At 62.5% G+C, this 16,784-nt stretch carries 13 protein-coding genes, 3 tRNA genes and 3 rRNA genes; 10 read left to right on the top strand and 9 right to left on the bottom strand.

The features are described from left to right. The 8 genes from RT567_RS02620 to RT567_RS02585 all read right to left on the bottom strand — a co-directional run. On the bottom strand, window positions 1-624 hold a 624-nt coding region (locus tag RT567_RS02620), incomplete at its 3' end, for an aconitase family protein (RefSeq protein ID WP_313574109.1). After that, on the bottom strand, window positions 611-1,582 hold the full coding sequence (locus RT567_RS02615) for a branched-chain amino acid transaminase (RefSeq protein ID WP_292060060.1): 972 nt from the start codon (window positions 1,580-1,582) through the stop codon (window positions 611-613). The genes RT567_RS02620 and RT567_RS02615, both read right to left, overlap by 14 nt. After that, window positions 1,566-2,813, bottom strand: coding sequence for a 2-isopropylmalate synthase (locus tag RT567_RS02610; RefSeq protein ID WP_292060059.1), 1,248 nt, complete (start codon window positions 2,811-2,813; stop codon window positions 1,566-1,568). Before RT567_RS02610 ends, RT567_RS02615 begins: the two co-directional genes overlap by 17 nt. Beyond that, window positions 2,813-3,076 carry an ACT domain-containing protein gene (locus tag RT567_RS02605; protein ID WP_292060058.1) on the bottom strand — a complete coding sequence of 88 codons (264 nt, stop codon included), beginning with the start codon at window positions 3,074-3,076 and terminating at the stop codon, window positions 2,813-2,815. Before RT567_RS02605 ends, RT567_RS02610 begins: the two co-directional genes overlap by 1 nt. Before the next feature lie 2 nt (window positions 3,077-3,078). Further along, window positions 3,079-4,785 carry an acetolactate synthase 2 catalytic subunit gene (gene ilvG / locus RT567_RS02600; protein ID WP_313574106.1) on the bottom strand — a complete coding sequence of 569 codons (1,707 nt, stop codon included), beginning with the start codon at window positions 4,783-4,785 and terminating at the stop codon, window positions 3,079-3,081. Window positions 4,786-4,816: 31 nt separating this feature from the next. Next, a complete protein-coding gene (ilvC, locus tag RT567_RS02595; protein ID WP_200168347.1) occupies window positions 4,817-5,830 on the bottom strand; it encodes a ketol-acid reductoisomerase in 1,014 nt (337 codons plus the stop codon). A 12-nt stretch (window positions 5,831-5,842) separates the two neighbouring features. Beyond that, complete coding sequence (locus tag RT567_RS02590) at window positions 5,843-7,585, bottom strand: dihydroxy-acid dehydratase (RefSeq protein ID WP_292060057.1); 1,743 nt, start codon at window positions 7,583-7,585, stop codon at window positions 5,843-5,845. Between the two features lie 104 nt (window positions 7,586-7,689). Further along, a complete protein-coding gene (locus tag RT567_RS02585) occupies window positions 7,690-7,830 on the bottom strand; it encodes a hypothetical protein (RefSeq protein ID WP_157678000.1) in 141 nt (46 codons plus the stop codon). A 932-nt stretch (window positions 7,831-8,762) separates the two neighbouring features. On the opposite strand from RT567_RS02585, the gene RT567_RS02580 reads away from it, so the two are divergent. The 6 genes from RT567_RS02580 (at window position 8,763) to RT567_RS02555 (ending at window position 13,973) form a co-directional block, all read left to right on the top strand. Beyond that, window positions 8,763-10,226: ribosomal RNA gene (locus RT567_RS02580) — 16S ribosomal RNA — on the top strand. Window positions 10,227-10,430: 204 nt separating this feature from the next. Continuing rightward, window positions 10,431-10,507: transfer RNA gene (locus RT567_RS02575), tRNA-Ile, on the top strand. A gap of 60 nt (window positions 10,508-10,567) precedes the next feature. After that, window positions 10,568-10,643, top strand: a tRNA-Ala gene (locus RT567_RS02570). Between the two features lie 226 nt (window positions 10,644-10,869). Next, window positions 10,870-13,650, top strand: a 23S ribosomal RNA gene (locus RT567_RS02565). Between the two features lie 75 nt (window positions 13,651-13,725). Continuing rightward, a 5S ribosomal RNA gene (gene rrf, locus RT567_RS02560) occupies window positions 13,726-13,840 on the top strand. The 16S, 23S and 5S rRNA genes sit together here with 3 tRNA genes alongside, the layout of an rRNA operon. Window positions 13,841-13,896: 56 nt before the next feature. After that, window positions 13,897-13,973: transfer RNA gene (locus RT567_RS02555), tRNA-Met, on the top strand. A gap of 40 nt (window positions 13,974-14,013) precedes the next feature. Here RT567_RS02555 and RT567_RS02550 read toward each other — a convergent pair. Further along, a complete protein-coding gene (locus RT567_RS02550; protein ID WP_292055916.1) occupies window positions 14,014-15,543 on the bottom strand; it encodes a recombinase family protein in 1,530 nt (509 codons plus the stop codon). 152 nt (window positions 15,544-15,695) lie between these two features. On the opposite strand from RT567_RS02550, the gene RT567_RS02545 reads away from it, so the two are divergent. The 4 genes from RT567_RS02545 to RT567_RS02530 all read left to right on the top strand — a co-directional run bounded on the left by RT567_RS02545 (window position 15,696) and on the right by RT567_RS02530 (window position 16,693). Beyond that, window positions 15,696-15,947, top strand: a complete 252-nt coding sequence (locus RT567_RS02545; RefSeq protein ID WP_292055914.1) for a hypothetical protein — start codon at window positions 15,696-15,698, stop codon at window positions 15,945-15,947. Further along, complete coding sequence (locus RT567_RS02540) at window positions 15,937-16,131, top strand: hypothetical protein (RefSeq protein ID WP_292055912.1); 195 nt, start codon at window positions 15,937-15,939, stop codon at window positions 16,129-16,131. The genes RT567_RS02545 and RT567_RS02540 overlap by 11 nt, the downstream gene beginning before the upstream one ends. 152 nt (window positions 16,132-16,283) lie before the next feature. Continuing rightward, the gene (locus RT567_RS02535; RefSeq protein ID WP_292055910.1) at window positions 16,284-16,454 is read left to right on the top strand and encodes a hypothetical protein; all 171 of its coding nucleotides are present in this window, start codon (window positions 16,284-16,286) and stop codon (window positions 16,452-16,454) included. Further along, the gene (locus tag RT567_RS02530) at window positions 16,454-16,693 is read left to right on the top strand and encodes a hypothetical protein (protein WP_292055908.1); all 240 of its coding nucleotides are present in this window, start codon (window positions 16,454-16,456) and stop codon (window positions 16,691-16,693) included. Before RT567_RS02535 ends, RT567_RS02530 begins: the two co-directional genes overlap by 1 nt. Window positions 16,694-16,784: the final 91 nt, after the last annotated feature.

Below are 16,784 nucleotides of genomic sequence, written 5' to 3'. Positions count from 1 at the left end.
CATGTTGCACAGGGTCATGCGCCCTTCCATGTCCAGCGATCGCACGGCCTCGCCAGCGTATTCGATGACGTAGCCGGTGCCGCCGCCGAAGCCGATGGCGGCGATGACGGCCAGCGCCACGTCCTTGCCGGACACGCCGGGGCGCAAGCGCCCGTCGACGGTCACCCGCATGGCCTTGGCCCGGCGCTGCAGCAGGCACTGGGTCGCCAGCACATGGCCCACTTCCGACGTGCCGATGCCGAAGGCCAGCGCCCCGAAGGCGCCGTGGGTGGCGGTGTGGCTGTCGCCGCAGACGACGGTCATGCCCGGCTGGGTCAGGCCCAGCTCCGGTCCCATGACGTGAACCACGCCGCGCTGGTCTGAGCGCGCCTGTTCGGTGACATAGGGCAGCTGACCGTCGGGCCCGGCGGGCAGGGGGGGGGTCGAGTGGTCCAGGGTGGCGAAGGTGCGGTCCGGGCGGCGGACCTTCAGCCCGCGCGCCTCGATTTCGGAGAAGGCCTGGGGCGAGGTGACTTCGTGGACCAGGTGCAGGTCCACATACATGACGCCCGGAGTCTCGGTGGTTTCCGGCACGACGACGTGCCGGTCCCACACCTTTTGATACAGGGTCTTAGGCTGGCTCATGCGCGCGCTCCTTCGCCGGGGCGGCGGCCGCCTCGCCGATGGGCTCCAGCCAGCCGAAGCGGTCGGGCGTGGTGCCGTCGAACAGGCCGCGGAAGGCCTTGTTGACCGCCTTGGTCACGGGGCCGGGGCCGCCTGCGCGGGTCATGATGCCGTCGATGGAGCGGACGGGGGTGATCTCGGCCGCCGTGCCGGTCATGAAGACCTCGTCGGCGACATAGAGGGCCTCGCGCGGCAGCACCTGTTCGCGCGCCTCATAGCCCAGGCCGCGCGCCAACTTCATCACGCTGTCGCGGGTGATGCCCTGCAGGATGGAGGCGGCGGCGGGCGGGGTCATCAGCACTCCGTCCTTGACGATGAACAGGTTCTCGCCCGCCCCCTCGGACAACAGGCCGTCGGCGCCCAGGGCGATGCCTTCGCCGAAGCCGCGCACGCGGGCCTCACGCCCGATCAGATAGGAGGACAGATAGTTGCCGCCCGCCTTGGCGCCCGCCGGGACGGTGTTCGGCGCCACGCGGTTCCAGCTGGAGATGCAGGCGTCGACGCCCTTCTCCAGCGCCTCTTCGCCCAGATAGGCGCCCCAGGCGAAGGCCGAGATCATCACATCGCTGCGGATCGTCTCGGCCGAAGGGCTGACGCCCATGCCGCACTCGCCCAGGAAGGCCAGCGGGCGCAGATAGGCCGAGCGCAGGCCTTCGGCCCGGACCACGTCTTTGCAGGCCTGAACCAGCTCGTCCTCACTATAAGGCATGGGGAAGTGGTAGATGCGCGCGCTGTCGAACAGGCGCCGGATATGGTCGGTTAGGCGAAAGCCGCACGGGCCGTTCGGCGTGTCATAGACGCGGATGCCCTCGAACACCGAGGTGCCGTAGTGCAGGGCGTGGCTCATGACGTGAATCTTGGCCTTTTCCCACGCGATCAGTTCGCCGTTGATCCAGATGTTCTTAGCCAGCGGTTGCATAGGTCGTATCCTGTGGTGCGGAGGCCGTGACGGCCGCGATGATGGCGGTCAGTTCCGCGTCATTGATTTCGCCGATCTGGTCGGCGCGTTGCTTGAAGCCGGCGAAGACGTCGGCCAGGCGCTGGCCTTCCAGCACATGGCCCAGGGCCTCGGCCCGCTTGCCGACCGCGTGGCGGCCGGAATGCTTGCCCAGCACGAAGTAGCTGCCCTCGAAACCGACGTCCTCGGGACGCATGATCTCGTAGGTGCGGGCGTCGGCCATCATGCCGTGCTGGTGGATCCCGGCCTCGTGGGCGAAGGCGTTCAGGCCGACGATGGCCTTGTTGCGGGCGATCACCGTCTCGGTCACGTCGCGCAGGGTCTGGGAGGCGCGCACCAGGTGGCGGCTCTCGGCGGCGACGGTCGCCCCATAGCGGTCCGCGCGGGTGCGCAGGGCCATGATGACCTCCTCGATCGAGGCGTTGCCGGCGCGTTCGCCGATGCCGTTGATGGCGCCCTCGATCTGGCGCGCCCCGCCTTCGACCGCGGCCAGAGAGTTGGCGACGGCCAGGCCCAGGTCGTTGTGGCAGTGCGAGGAGAAGATCACGTCCGCGTGGCGCGGGCGGATGATCCCGTCCAGATAGGCGAACCGCTGGCGCGCTTCTTCCGGCGTGGCGTAGCCGACGGTGTCGGGCACGTTCAGCGTCTGGGCGCCCGCGTCGGCGGCGGCCGTCAGCGCCTCGACCAGAAACTCCGGCTCGGTGCGGAAGGCGTCCTCGGCCGAGAACTCCACGTCGTCGAACATGGAGGCGGCGTATTCCACCGTGCGCGAGATGGTGGCCAGCACCTCGTTGGTGCTCATGCGCAGCTTGGCCGAGCGGTGGATCGGGCTGGTCGCCAGGAAGACGTGGCAGCGACGGTGCGATTTCGGCGCCGGAGCCAGGGCGCGGAAGGAGGCGTCGATGTCCTTCTCGTTGGCGCGGGACAGGGAGGCGAAGACCGGTCCCTCGATCTCGCCCGCCACACGACGGATGCACTCCTCGTCGCCCGGCGAGGCGGCGGCGAAGCCCGCCTCGATCACGTCCACGCCCAGGTCGCGCAGGACATGGGCCATTTTCAGCTTGGCCTCGGCCGACATGGAGAAGCCCGGCGCCTGTTCGCCGTCGCGCAGGGTGGTGTCGAAGATGATGACGCGGTTGGGGTCGGACGCCGCGATTTGGGCGGTTCTGGATACGCGTTCTACTCGGGACATCATGCAGCCTCGGACTGGAAGGTTTGGGCCTGGATGCGCGCGACGCCGAACAGGCGATCGATCTGGCGGCCCAGGTTGTCGATGGAGCGGGCGGCGTCGCGCCCGCGAACGGTCAGGGCGATGCGGCGCATCGCGCCCTCCACTTCAGAATCGGGGGCCATGCTCATGCCGTCGATGTGGAAGCCGCGGCGCTCCACAAGGCCGATAAGACGCTGAAGCGAGCCGTCGGCCCGGTCGATCTGGATGTGAATGGTGTCGCTCATGCTCATGCGCCTTCCATCATTTCAGCGTTGCTCTTGCCCGGCGGCACCAGCGGCCAGACGTTTTCCTTGGGGTCGATGACGACGTGGGCCAGACAGGCGCCTTCAGCGGCCAGCAGGCGGGCCAGACCGGCCTCGACCTGATCGCGGCGATCGATGCGGAAGGCCTCGACGCCGAAGGCCTCGGCCACCTTCACGAAGTCCGGATTGTCGGACAGGTCGATCTCGGAATAGTTCTCGGAGAAGAACAGCTCCTGCCACTGGCGCACCAGACCCAGCGATGCGTTGTCCAGCAGGACGATCTTCAGCGGCACGCCGTAGCGGCGCAGGGTCGCCAGCTCCTGGACATTCATCATGAAGCCGCCGTCGCCGGCGATGGTGACGACGACCGCCTCGGGGTCGGCCATCTGGGCGCCCAGACCGGCGGGCAGGCCGAAGCCCATGGCGCCCAGACCGCCCGAGGTGATGTGAGCTTCGGGCCGGGCGAAGCGGCAGTGCTGGGCGGCCCACATCTGATGTTGGCCGACGTCGCAGGCGGCGACGAAGCGGTCGCCCGCCATTTCGGACAACTGCTTCAGTAGGGCGGGGGCGTAGACGCCTTCGCCCGGCGCGTCATAGCGGGCGGCGTGACGCTCGGCCGCCGAGGCGCAGCGGATGACCCACGGGTCGATGGCCAGAGGGGCAGACGCCAAGCGCTCGGTCAGGGCTTCGATGGCCGGGCGGATCTCGCCGCCCACGGCCACGTGGGTCTCGCGCAGCTTGCCGATCTCCGAGGCGTCGGCGTCGAAATGGACCACGCGGGCGTGGGGGGCGAACTCGGCCAGCTTGCCGGTGGCGCGGTCGTCGAAGCGGGCGCCCATGACGATCAGCAGGTCGGACGCCTGAACCGCTTCATTGGCGGCGCGCGTGCCGTGCATCCCCAGCATGCCCAGGAAGCCGGGGGCGTCGGTCGGCACCGTGCCCAGGGCGTTCAGGGTGGCGACGGCGGGGATGCCGGTGGTCTCGGCGAAGGCGCGCAGGGCCTCGGTCGCACGGCCGATCTTCACCCCGCCGCCGATGTAGATCAGCGGGCGCTCAGACGTGCGGATGAAACGCTCGGCCTCGGCGATGGCGTCGGCGTCCGCCTGCGTCGTCTCATTGGGAATGTTGAAGCCGAACGGGGCGGCCGTTTCGGCGAACTGGACGTCCTTGGGCAGGTCGACCAGCACCGGGCCGGGGCGGCCCGAGGCGGCGATGTGAAAAGCCTGTTCGATGGCGGCCGGGATCTCGGCGGGGTCACGAACCAGGATGGAGTGTTTCACGATCGGCAGGGTGACGCCCAGGATGTCGATCTCCTGAAAGGCGTCGGTGCCCATGACCCCTTGGGGGACATTGCCGGTGATGCAGACCATCGGCGCCGAATCCATCATGGCGTTGGCGATGCCGGTGATGAGATTGGTGGCGCCGGGGCCCGACGTCGCCATGCAGACCCCGACCCGGCCGCTCAGGCGCGCATAGGCGTCGGCGGCGAAGGCGGCGGCCTGTTCGTGGCGGACCAGGATGTGCTTCAGCGACGAGCCGGTCAGGGCGTCGTAGATCGGCATGATGGCGCCGCCGGGATAGCCGAACACGACCTCTACGCCCATCCGCTCCAGGCTGGAGACAAGCAGGCGCGCGCCGGTCATGACGGCCGGGGCGGGGGGTGTTTTCAGGGCGGGCGCGGCGGCGCTCATCGGATCAGTCTCTCTTTATATATATATAGGTTCAGGCGGCGGCCTGTTTGGCCGTCTGCAGCCAGGCCATGCGGTCGCGCAGACGGGCGCCGACCTGTTCGATCTGGCTGGCGCGATCCTCGGTCAGCAGGGCCTCGTATTTCGGCTTGCCCGCCTCGTTCTCGGCGATCCATTCGCGCGCGAACTGGCCGCTCTGGATCTCGTCCAGCACGGTCTTCATGCGGGCGCGGGTCTCGTCGGTGATGACGCGCGGGCCAGAGGCGACAGCGCCCCATTTGGCCGTTTCCGAGATGAAGTGGTGCATCTTGGAGATGCCGCCTTCGTAGAACAGGTCCACGATCAGCTTCAGCTCATGTAGGCATTCGAAATAGGCGATCTCGGGCTGGTAGCCGGCCTCGACCAGGGTGTTGAAGCCCTGGATGACCAGCTCCTTGGCGCCGCCGCACAGGACAGCCTGTTCGCCGAACAGGTCGGTCTCCGTCTCTTCGCGGAACGAGGTCTCCAGCAGGCCGCCGGTCGCCCCGCCGATGCCCTTGGCGTAGCCCATGGCGCGATCGCGCGCCTTGCCGGTCGCGTCCTTTTCGATGGCGAACAGGGAGGGGACGCCGCGACCGCGCGCGAACTCGCGGCGGACCAGATCGCCCGGCCCCTTGGGGGCCACCAGGATGACGTCCATGTCGTCGCGCGGGGTGATGCGGTCGTAGATGATCGAGAAGCCGTGCGCGAACAGCAGGGCCGAGCCCGGCTTGGCGTTCGGTTCGATGACGTCGCGATAGATCTCGTTCTGGATCATGTCGGGCGTCAGGATGGCGATGATGTCGGCGTCCTTGACCGCCTCGGCGGGCTCGGCCGTGGCCAGGCCGTCCTCGGTCGCATGCTTCCAGCCCGTACCGCCGTGGCGAACGCCGACGATCACGTCGTGACCCGAATCCTTCAGGTTCTGGGCGTGGGCGCGGCCCTGCGAGCCGTAGCCGATGACGGCGATGCGTTGCCCGGCGATGGCGCCCGGCTTGATGTCTTCATTGGTGTAGATGGTGATGGCCATGGAAGGACGTCCTTAAGAAGCAGCGGTTTCGGTGGAGCGGGCGGCCAGATCGGCGGGGATCTGGGCCGGCGGCGGATTGGGAATGGTCACGGCCCCTTGCGAGGCGGAGGCGACGGCGGCGCGGTATTTCGCGAAAACGCCTTGCGCCGGGCGGATCCGGTTGGGGGCGAAGTCCGCCCGGCGCGCCTCCAGATCGACGAGCACATCGATCCTTCGGTTGGTGACGTCGATGACGATCGGATCGCCATCGCGAATGAGAGCGATGGGGCCGCCCGCCGCCGCCTCGGGCGAGACGTGGCCGGCGACGAAGCCGTAGGAGGCGCCCGAGAAGCGGCCGTCGGTCAGCAGGGCGACGTTTTCGACCTTGCGGCCCTTCAGGGCGGCGGTGACCTGCAGCATCTCGCGCATGCCGGGGCCGCCCTTGGGGCCTTCGTAGCGGATGATGATGACGTCGCCTTCGCCGACCGACCCGTCTTGAACCGCGTGGAAGGCGTCTTCCTCGCAGTCGAAGACGGCGGCGGGGCCTTCAAAGCGGTCGACCTTGTGGCCGGTCAGCTTGATGACGGCGCCTTCCGGCGCGACATCGCCGTAGATGACGGCGTAGGAGCCGCGCGCCATGACCGGGGTCTCGAAGCGGGTCACGACCTGCTGGCCGGGCTGCTCCTCGGCGTCGCCCGCTTCGGCGAACAGGCTGCGGCCCGAGACGGTCGGGACGTTGGCGATCTTGCCCGCCTCGGCCAGACGCTGGGCGACCAGGCGCGTGCCGCCCGCCGCATACAGGTGCGAGGCCAGGAAACGGCCGCCGGGCTTCAGGTCGCAGATGACCGGCGCCTCGACGCAGGCCTGGTGGCAGTCCTCGACGCCGAAATCGACGCCCGCCTCGGCCGCGATGGCGGTCAGGTGCATGACGGCGTTGGTCGATCCGCCCGAGGCCGAGACGGCGATGGCCGCGTTCTTCAGGCTGGCGCGGGTGATGTATTTGCGGGCGGTGTCCCCGGCGAAGACGCGCTCGACGATCAGGCGGCCGCAACGTTCGCCCTCGGCGCCCTTGGCCGGATCGACGGCGGGCACGTCATTGGCGCCCATGGGGCTGATCCCCATCATCGACAGGGCCATGGCCATGGTGTTGGCCGTGAACTGGCCGCCGCAGGCCCCGGCGCCAGGACAGACCGCGCTTTCGACCGCCTTCAGGCCCGCATCGTCCAGCGAACCGGCGGCGTGGGCGCCGATGGCCTCGAAGACTTCCTGGACCGAGACTTCCTTCGTGCCGATGACGCCGGGCAGGATGGTGCCGCCGTAATAGACCAGACCGGGGATATCCATGCGGGCCAGGGCCATGGCTGCGGCGGGAATCGTCTTGTCGCAGCCGACGATGCAGACAACGCCGTCCAGCTGATGCCCCTCGATGGCTAGTTCGATGGAATCGGCGACGACTTCGCGGCTGATCAGCGAAGCCTTCATCCCCGCCGTGCCCATGGAGATGCCGTCGGTGACGACGATGGTGTTGAAGTCGATTGGATAGCCGCCTGCGGCGACGATGCCGGCCCGCACATCCCTGGCCAGACGGTCTAGGTGCATGTTGCACGGCGTGACGGTCGACCAGGTGTTGACGATGCCGATCATCGGCTTGTCGAAATCGGCGTCCTGCATCCCCGCCGCGCGCAGATAGGACCGCGCCGCAGCCCGGTTCGGGCCCTGGGTGACGGCCGCAGAGCGGTTGTTGGGTCGTTTCGTGCTGTCAGAAGGCGTTGTCATCGTGATTTTGGCATTTCTTGCCTGTAGGTGTTGGGCTGGGCACAAGAAAAACCCCGCGTCCGGAGCCGGAGCGGGGTGAATGGGCGAAACTGGCTGGGTTCAGGTCAGGTCGCAGGCATCCACACCGCTTGGCTAAGCGGAATGAGAATTACCGAGAGAAGGAGTACGCCCAGCGACAGCACGCGCAGATCGGCCGCCGCTTGCGCGGGGCTCAGGATCGCAGCGATGGCGGCGCGGTGGGACAAGGACAGACCTTTCGAACTGGCGCTCTTATGCCTCGCCGAATGTTGCGGCGCAACCGTGGATGCGCGATTTATGGAAGAAAGAACCCTGCGGCGGCGTCGCTTTGGGGTCTGGGTGCTAAAAACAGCCGCTCAAATGCGTGTCTGGGATGAAAATTTCACCTTGAGGCCGATTTCACTTTAGCCCTCAAGACGCGCGCGTACGTGAAGGGCGCCGGAAGTAAGGCGCGGACGACTCTGGTTCGTTGAGTTTCTTGAGCTTTTTGTGAAAAGCCTATTGCCAGTCGGAAAGTGGGGACGTATATCGCCGCCTCGCTCGGAGACGGGCTGGCCCGACGGGCTTCGGAGACGGTGTTTTCGGGGTTTTGATTGGGGCAAGGGTTTGAAAAAGCTTCTTGCTTCGGTTGGTTGGATCGGTTAGTTTCCGCGCTTCAATCGAATCGCTGGATTGAGTTGAGGGATAGCCTCTCGGTTTTCCCGGCGGTTTACTGCGGCCTTCGAAGCTTCGGTTTCGGAAAAAGCAGAAAGGCTGAAAAGCCCGGTTGACAAGGAGATCGGCTCTCACTAGATAGCCGCCTCCGCCGCTCCTTCCGGAGCGGTTTCGTGAAAAGAAAGTTCTTTAAAAAGAACTGCTTGACACGGAAAACTGGGGCAGCTAGATAGCCGCCTCCGCCGCGAACCGGCGCTAAACAGTTCAGCCGGTCTTCCGGTTCTGGTCTTTGAAATCGTTGATCTGGAAAGAGAAACGCAGGCGGCGGTGTCCTGGCGAGAGCCCTTCGGGGTTCATCAGTCGACACTGACAACTGCGGTCTTTTTGAAAAGACATACCATGTAACCGGTCTTCGGATCGGTGAACGTGGGATCTCGTCAAGAATACGTAGAACTAAAGCCAAGCGATCTTAGGATCGCAAATGCTTAGGTCAGATAAGTCAACTCAACCTGAGAGTTTGATCCTGGCTCAGAGCGAACGCTGGCGGCAGGCCTAACACATGCAAGTCGAACGGACCCTTCGGGGTTAGTGGCGGACGGGTGAGTAACACGTGGGAACGTGCCTTTAGGTTCGGAATAGCTCCTGGAAACGGGTGGTAATGCCGAATGTGCCCTTCGGGGGAAAGATTTATCGCCTTTAGAGCGGCCCGCGTCTGATTAGCTAGTTGGTGAGGTAACGGCTCACCAAGGCGACGATCAGTAGCTGGTCTGAGAGGATGACCAGCCACACTGGGACTGAGACACGGCCCAGACTCCTACGGGAGGCAGCAGTGGGGAATCTTGCGCAATGGGCGAAAGCCTGACGCAGCCATGCCGCGTGAATGATGAAGGTCTTAGGATTGTAAAATTCTTTCACCGGGGACGATAATGACGGTACCCGGAGAAGAAGCCCCGGCTAACTTCGTGCCAGCAGCCGCGGTAATACGAAGGGGGCTAGCGTTGCTCGGAATTACTGGGCGTAAAGGGCGCGTAGGCGGATCGTTAAGTCAGAGGTGAAATCCCAGGGCTCAACCCTGGAACTGCCTTTGATACTGGCGATCTTGAGTATGAGAGAGGTATGTGGAACTCCGAGTGTAGAGGTGAAATTCGTAGATATTCGGAAGAACACCAGTGGCGAAGGCGACATACTGGCTCATTACTGACGCTGAGGCGCGAAAGCGTGGGGAGCAAACAGGATTAGATACCCTGGTAGTCCACGCCGTAAACGATGAGTGCTAAGTGTTGGAGGGTTTCCGCCCTTCAGTGCTGCAGCTAACGCATTAAGCACTCCGCCTGGGGAGTACGACCGCAAGGTTGAAACTCAAAGGAATTGACGGGGGCCCGCACAAGCGGTGGAGCATGTGGTTTAATTCGAAGCAACGCGAAGAACCTTACCAGGCCTTGACATGCAGAGAACTTTCCAGAGATGGATTGGTGCCTTCGGGAACTCTGACACAGGTGCTGCATGGCTGTCGTCAGCTCGTGTCGTGAGATGTTGGGTTAAGTCCCGCAACGAGCGCAACCCTCGCCATTAGTTGCCATCATTCAGTTGGGAACTCTAATGGGACTGCCGGTGCTAAGCCGGAGGAAGGTGGGGATGACGTCAAGTCCTCATGGCCCTTACAGGGTGGGCTACACACGTGCTACAATGGCTACTACAGAGGGTTAATCCTTAAAAGTAGTCTCAGTTCGGATTGTCCTCTGCAACTCGAGGGCATGAAGTTGGAATCGCTAGTAATCGCGGATCAGCATGCCGCGGTGAATACGTTCCCGGGCCTTGTACACACCGCCCGTCACACCATGGGAGTTGATTGCACCAGAAGTGGTTAGCCTAACCTTTTATGAAGGCGATCACCACGGTGTGGTTGATGACTGGGGTGAAGTCGTAACAAGGTAGCCGTAGGGGAACCTGCGGCTGGATCACCTCCTTTCTAAGGATGCTTCTCCAGTCTCTCACGAGGCTATTGAGGCTCCGCATAGCGAAAGCGGCCTTGGTCGTGAATAGCAACAAATGCGGGGCGCCGCCGTCTCCGTTTCTCTTTCCTCATTTCGTCATCGACACTGCGAACATTCGGTTCGTTGTATTGATGGCGCGATCGCGAGCCTGGGGAATTCCCGGCCTGTCGCACTGCCCTAGGCCCGTAGCTCAGGTGGTTAGAGCGTACGCCTGATAAGCGTAAGGTCGGCAGTTCGAGTCTGCCCGGGCCTACCAGTCCTTTGGTAAGGACGTGCGACGGTCGCCGATGAAGCTCTCCTGGCTAAACTCCTGAAGGGGGCCTTAGCTCAGTTGGTAGAGCGCCTGCTTTGCAAGCAGGATGTCATCGGTTCGAATCCGTTAGGCTCCACCAGGCGCTTCAAGCCCGATGCTTGAGCAACTCGCGATCATATCAAGTTTGCATCCGGTCGCATGATCGGCTGCATTGACATTGTAAAGGAAGAATTTGACCGGCCCCTCATAGGCTTTCAGGTCAGGTTCGAGAAGATATTGTCTGACAAAGTAAAATCAGACGCAGGTCCGGCGGATACCTCTTTCCATCTCCCGGATAAGCCTGCGTATGAGTTTTGCTGAGAAACGATCAAGCGTTGAAGGGCTTCTGACGGATGCCTTGGCGTAGAGAGGCGATGAAAGACGTGGCAAGCTGCGATAAGAACCGGGGAGGCGCTAGCACCCTTTGATCCGGTTATCTCTGAATGGGGAAACCCACCTTTGCAGTCTTCCAACTCTGCTTTTCGGAGCAGCGATTGGATGATTGTTTAAAGGTACAATGAGCTGAATACATAGGCTTCATTGAGCGAACCCGGGGAACTGAAACATCTCAGTACCCGGAGGAAAGGACATCAACCGAGACTCCCGTAGTAGTGGCGAGCGAACCGGGACCAGGCCAGTGCTCTTGTGAAATAAAGTCGAACGGAATGGAAAGTCCGGCCATAGCGGGTGACAGCCCCGTAGACGTCAAACAGCAAGAGACTCGAGTAGGGCGGGACACGTGAAATCCTGTCTGAACATGGGGGGACCACCCTCCAAGCCTAAGTACTCCTCTACGACCGATAGTGAACAAGTACCGTGAGGGAAAGGTGAAAAGCACCCCGACAAGGGGAGTGAAACAGATCCTGAAATCGGAAGCCTACAAGCAGTCGGAGCCGCCAAGCGCGGTGACGGCGTACCTTTTGTATAATGGGTCAGCGACTTCATGTGTCGAGCAAGCTTAAGCCGTTAGGTGTAGGCGCAGCGAAAGCGAGTCTGAATAGGGCGCTAAGTTCGACGTATGACGACCCGAAACCAGGTGATCTATCCATGAGCAGGATGAAGGTAAGGTAACACTTACTGGAGGTCCGAACCCGTGAATGTTGAAAAATTCTGGGATGACTTGTGGATAGGGGTGAAAGGCCAATCAAACCTGGACATAGCTGGTTCTCCGCGAAATCTATTTAGGTAGAGCGTCCGACGAATACCCTGGGGGGTAGAGCACTGGATGGTTGCGGGCTGCGCGAGCGGTACCAATACTAACCAAACTCCGAATACCCAGGAGTACTATCGGGCAGACACACGGCGGGTGCTAACGTCCGTCGTGAAAAGGGAAACAACCCTAACCATCATCTAAGGCCCCCAAGTCATGGCTAAGTGGGAAACGATGTGGGATTGCTTTGACAATCAGGAGGTTGGCTTAGAAGCAGCCATCCTTTAAAGAAAGCGTAACAGCTCACTGATCAAGCGATCCTGCGCGGAAAATGTAACGGGGCTAAAGCCATGCGCCGAAGATATGGGTTTGCAGTTTACTGCAAGCGGTAGCGGAGCGTTCCGTAAGCCTGTGAAGGTCAACTGTGAGGTTGGCTGGAGGTATCGGAAGTGAGAATGCTGACATGAGTAACGATAAACAGTGTGAGAAACACTGTCGCCGAAAGACCAAGGGTTCCTGCGTAAAGCTAATCTGCGCAGGGTTAGTCGGCCCCTAAGGCGAGGCTGAAAAGCGTAGTCGATGGGAAGCAGGTAAATATTCCTGCACCAGCTAGAAGTGACGGATGGCATAAGTCGTCGGGGCTTATTGGATTGTTCCCGGCGGTGGCGTTGTCCCTGGAAATAACTCTAGCAGAGACCGTACCCGAAACCGACACAGGTGGTCAGGTAGAGCATACCAAGGCGCTTGAGAGAACTGTGCTGAAGGAACTCGGCAAATTGCACGCGTAACTTCGGAATAAGCGTGACTCACCCTGGGCAACCAGGACTGAGTGGCACAAGCCAGGGGGTAGCGACTGTTTAGCAAAAACATAGGGCTCTGCGAAGCATCAATGCGACGTATAGGGTCTGACGCCTGCCCGGTGCCTGAAGGTTAAAGGGAGGAGTGAAAGCTCCGAACTGAAGCCCAGGTAAACGGCGGCCGTAACTATAACGGTCCTAAGGTAGCGAAATTCCTTGTCGGGTAAGTTCCGACCTGCACGAATGGCGTAACGACTTCCCCACTGTCTCCAGCACAGGCTCAGTGAAATTGAATTCCCCGTGAAGATGCGGGGTTCCCGCGGTCAGACGGAAAGACCCTATGAACCTTTACTATAGCTTCGCCTTGGCGTTAGCGACCGTATGTGTAGGATAGGTGGGAGGCTATGAAGCCGGGGCGCCAGCTCTGGTGGAGCCATCCTTGAAATACCACCCTTACTGTCGTTGACGTCTAACCGAGGGCCGTTATCCGGTCCCGGGACATGGCGTGGTGGGTAGTTTGACTGGGGCGGTCGCCTCCCAAAGTGTAACGGAGGCGCGCGATGGTTAGCTCAGACCGGTCGGAAATCGGTCGTCGAGTGCAATGGCATAAGCTAGCCTGACTGCGAGACTGACAAGTCGAGCAGAGACGAAAGTCGGCCATAGTGATCCGGTGGTCCCGCGTGGAAGGGCCATCGCTCAACGGATAAAAGGTACTCTAGGGATAACAGGCTGATTTTGCCCAAGAGTCCATATCGACGGCAAAGTTTGGCACCTCGATGTCGGCTCATCACATCCTGGGGCTGGAGCAGGTCCCAAGGGTACGGCTGTTCGCCGTTTAAAGTGGTACGTGAGCTGGGTTCAGAACGTCGTGAGACAGTTTGGTCCCTATCTGCCGTGGGTGTTCGAAGCTTGAGAGGATCTGTCCCTAGTACGAGAGGACCGGGATGGACATACCTCTGGTGGACCTGTCATGGCGCCAGCCGTGCAGCAGGGTAGCTAAGTATGGAATAGATAACCGCTGAAAGCATCTAAGCGGGAAACTAACCTCAAAACAAGGCTTCGCTGAGGATCGTGGAAGACTACCACGTTGATAGGCCAGGTGTGGAAGCGCGGTGACGTGTGAAGCTTACTGGTACTAATAATCCGATCGGCTTGATCGTTTCTCAGCAAAACTCATTCGATCTTACTTGTCGAAATCATAGACAATATCTTCTCATTCATGTGTGTCGGGTTGACCTGGTGGCTCTGTCGGAGGTTCCCCACCCGATCCCATTCCGAACTCGGTCGTTAAGACCTCCAGAGCCGATGGTACTTCGTCTTAAGGCGCGGGAGAGTAGGTCGCCGCCGGGTCTACCCGACACACATGAATGACTTCTCGATCCTTCTTCCTTTACTCACCGCCTTGCCGCGGGATGGAGCAGCCCGGTAGCTCGTCAGGCTCATAACCTGAAGGTCGTAGGTTCAAATCCTACTCCCGCACCCAGTGATACCCCACAGGCACCCCCTGTGGGGTTTTCTGCTTTCTAGGCCTGACCCAGCGCCAGCAGCGCCGCCAGGCTGCCGTGGACCTCCAACTGGAACTTGCCCAGGCCCGCTACCGGGATGAAATCCACCCGGTCGATCAGTTTGCGCAGTTCCGCCCGCACTTCCTCGCCGTCCTCGCCCTCGATGGCCTGGTGCAGGTTTTCCGCCAGCCGTCGATAGGCTTCGGCGGCGCCGGGGTGCAACTGGATCACTGAGGGGGCGGCGTCGGCCGCCAGTCGGGCCTGGATCTCGCTCCGACGGGTCTTCAGCGGGGCGCTGATCGTCTTCAGTTCGTCCGTCTCGATCGCGCCGTCCAGGCACATGGCCTGCGCGCGCTTCAGTTTGCGCTCGATCTCCGACAGTTCGCGTTCCAGCGGCGCCCGTTCGACCTGAAGCGCGCGGCGCTCCGCGTCCGCCGCGGCGTGAAAGGCTCTGACGGCCTCCGCGATGGCTTCCGGCGACAGCAGGTGGGTCTTGATGCCGGTGAGGACGCGCTTCTCCACTGTCGCGGCGGCGATGATCTTGCCATTGGTGCAGGTGCCGCGTTCACGGTGGCCGCTGCAGTTATACTTGCTGCCGTTCAGGGTCATGCTGAATCCGCACTGCTTGCATTTCATCAGGCCGGACAGAAGGCGTTTCGGCTTGCGGCCCTGGGCGGCGGGCAGGGCGGACAGTTCCGCTTTGCGGCTCTGCACCCGCGCCCAGAGTTCATCATCAATGATGCGCAGTTCCGGAACGGGCTGGCGGATCCAGTTCTCCGGCGGATTCAGGACCGATGAGCGGCGTCCGGTGTCGGGGTTTTTGCGGTAGCGACGCCGATTGAACACCCGCACGCCTATATAGAGTTCCTGGTGCAGGATGCCGTCGCCGGTGCGGCGGTCGCCGTGGATGGTTGACGGCGTCCATGTTCCGCCTCGCGGTCCGGGCTCGCCTGCCGCGTTCAGGCTGTGGGCGATGGCGCGAGGCGATTCCTTGTCGGCATAACGCGCGAAGATCGAATGGATCACGCCGGCCTGATGGAGGTTGGGCTGAAGTTCGCCCTTGCCGATGATGTCGTAGCCATAGCAACGGCCGCCGCCAGAGAAGCCCGCGTTCACCCGTGCGACAAGGCCTCGGCGCGTCTTCACCGCCAGGTCGTGCAGGAAGAGTTCGTTCATCGTGCCCTTCAGCCCGATGTGAATCCTGTCGATTGGGCCTTCAGTCAGGGTCTTCAGGACGGCGCCGGCGTAAAGCAGGCGCTTATAGATGTGGGCGATGTCCTCCTGGTCGCGCGAAAGTCGGTCGAGCGCTTCGGCCATGACGTCGCTGACTTCGCCGCGCTCCACGGCGGCGAGGAGCGCGCGCAATCCGGGGCGGTTGGCGATCGCGCTGCCGGAAACTGCCTCGTCCGTAAACACGAGGACGTCTGTGACGCGCTCGGCGCGGCTGGCCTCGCGCAGAAGCGCGATCTGATCGGCGGTCGATCGCGCGTTTTGCAGGTCAGTGGAGTGGCGGCCGTAGAGGGCGCGTTTCTTAGGTGGAAGAACCAAGGGAAATCCGGTTTGAAGTTTTCTGCAAAAAGGGGGTTGACGGGGCCTGTCGTGGTGCCTTATATAAACAGATAAGGCGTATTGTGTTTATCGCTTGATATTGTTGGCTGCGTAGCGCACCCTGCGGGAACTTTCAACCCCGTGGAGTGCTTATGCGCGTCGCCCATTGGGGCTTGGCTGGCGCCGATGCCCCGGAACATAAAGAATATTCCGTCCGGCTGATGGGCGGTGAGGCGCTGCGGATGCGTCTGGAGGCTGTGGATCTGTCCGCGGTCAGCGAGCAGTTGCGTCGCGAGCGGGCCCTGGTCGGGCACCTCATCATCGAAGAGGACGGCTATCCGTTGATCGTCGAGGCGCTTGTGCCCAGCCATCGCATTCAGCTGGTGCTCGCTCATGACGGCTGACGCCAACGTCATCCGCCTGTCGCCGCGGCCGGACCGCCGTAGGCCGGCGCGGCCGTTGATCCCTCCCTGGATTGGCGACGCGTCGACGGTGCCCTGCGAAGCGGCCGTCTCGCTCCTCCTGCCGACGATCCGCGCCCTGGCGCGGCTGGCGCGTCAGCGCGCCGTGCCCGCGGTCGGCGACTGAACCGCGGCCGCGTTCAGCGGCCGACCACCCCCAACAATCCGGCACGTCGTCATTCGCGCTCTCACGCGAAGCCGATGACGTGCGCCCCGAAATCCAACTGCCTGTCGTCGCCTCGCCACGCTCAACGGCGGTGCCCCCTACTGGAAATACAAATGACCGAGAATCCCGCTTCCCCCGCTGAGCAGCCTGCAGAACCCACTCAAGAGGCCGGCGTCCGCACGCAGATAATTTGCGATGGCGTGGTCTACGACATGATCCTGGAAGTCGATCCTAATGATCCGGATCACTTCCACATGCGTCGCGTCCAGCCGGAGACTGAGTGATGGCGATCCAATCCATCGACCATTCCGAGGCGACGAATCCTTCGCCGTCGAATGACGATTGCGTCCAACCGGTTTTGCCGCTGGCGGCGACCTTGGATGATGAGCTCTGGCGTCGCGCCGAGGCCCGCCGGGAGGCGTCGATGCTTACCGAGGCAACCGATGAGGAGCGCTTGTTGATGCCTTTGGCGCTCAGCTTGGCGCGACTCCTCGCCCAGCGAGATGCAAGGGCGAGAGGATAAGACTATGGGTCTGTTTGATAGCCAGGGGGAGACTGCTCCCCAATCGCTACCGAGCGGGCGTCATCCCAAGTCTTAAGCGTTCCTGGTTCTA

Source organism: Brevundimonas sp. (assembly GCF_032107865.1).
Classification (GTDB): domain Bacteria; phylum Pseudomonadota; class Alphaproteobacteria; order Caulobacterales; family Caulobacteraceae; genus Brevundimonas.
The sequence above is the reverse complement of the archived record's forward strand: the minus strand, read 5'-3'. Positions and strand labels throughout refer to the sequence as shown.

Excerpts from the sequence above, each read along its gene's own strand:
- RT567_RS02545 (WP_292055914.1), top strand. The coding sequence starts at position 15,696 with ATGCGCGTCGCCCATTGGGGCTTGGCTGGCGCCGATGCCCCGGAACAT.
- RT567_RS02540 (WP_292055912.1), top strand. The coding sequence starts at position 15,937 with ATGACGGCTGACGCCAACGTCATCCGCCTGTCGCCGCGGCCGGACCGC.
- RT567_RS02530 (WP_292055908.1), top strand. The coding sequence starts at position 16,454 with ATGGCGATCCAATCCATCGACCATTCCGAGGCGACGAATCCTTCGCCG.
- RT567_RS02535 (WP_292055910.1), top strand. The coding sequence starts at position 16,284 with ATGACCGAGAATCCCGCTTCCCCCGCTGAGCAGCCTGCAGAACCCACT.
- ilvG (WP_313574106.1), bottom strand. The coding sequence starts at position 4,785 with ATGAGCGCCGCCGCGCCCGCCCTGAAAACACCCCCCGCCCCGGCCGTC.
- RT567_RS02610 (WP_292060059.1), bottom strand. The coding sequence starts at position 2,813 with ATGTCCCGAGTAGAACGCGTATCCAGAACCGCCCAAATCGCGGCGTCC.
- RT567_RS02615 (WP_292060060.1), bottom strand. The coding sequence starts at position 1,582 with ATGCAACCGCTGGCTAAGAACATCTGGATCAACGGCGAACTGATCGCG.
- RT567_RS02590 (WP_292060057.1), bottom strand. The coding sequence starts at position 7,585 with ATGACAACGCCTTCTGACAGCACGAAACGACCCAACAACCGCTCTGCG.
- ilvC (WP_200168347.1), bottom strand. The coding sequence starts at position 5,830 with ATGGCCATCACCATCTACACCAATGAAGACATCAAGCCGGGCGCCATC.
- RT567_RS02605 (WP_292060058.1), bottom strand. The coding sequence starts at position 3,076 with ATGAGCGACACCATTCACATCCAGATCGACCGGGCCGACGGCTCGCTT.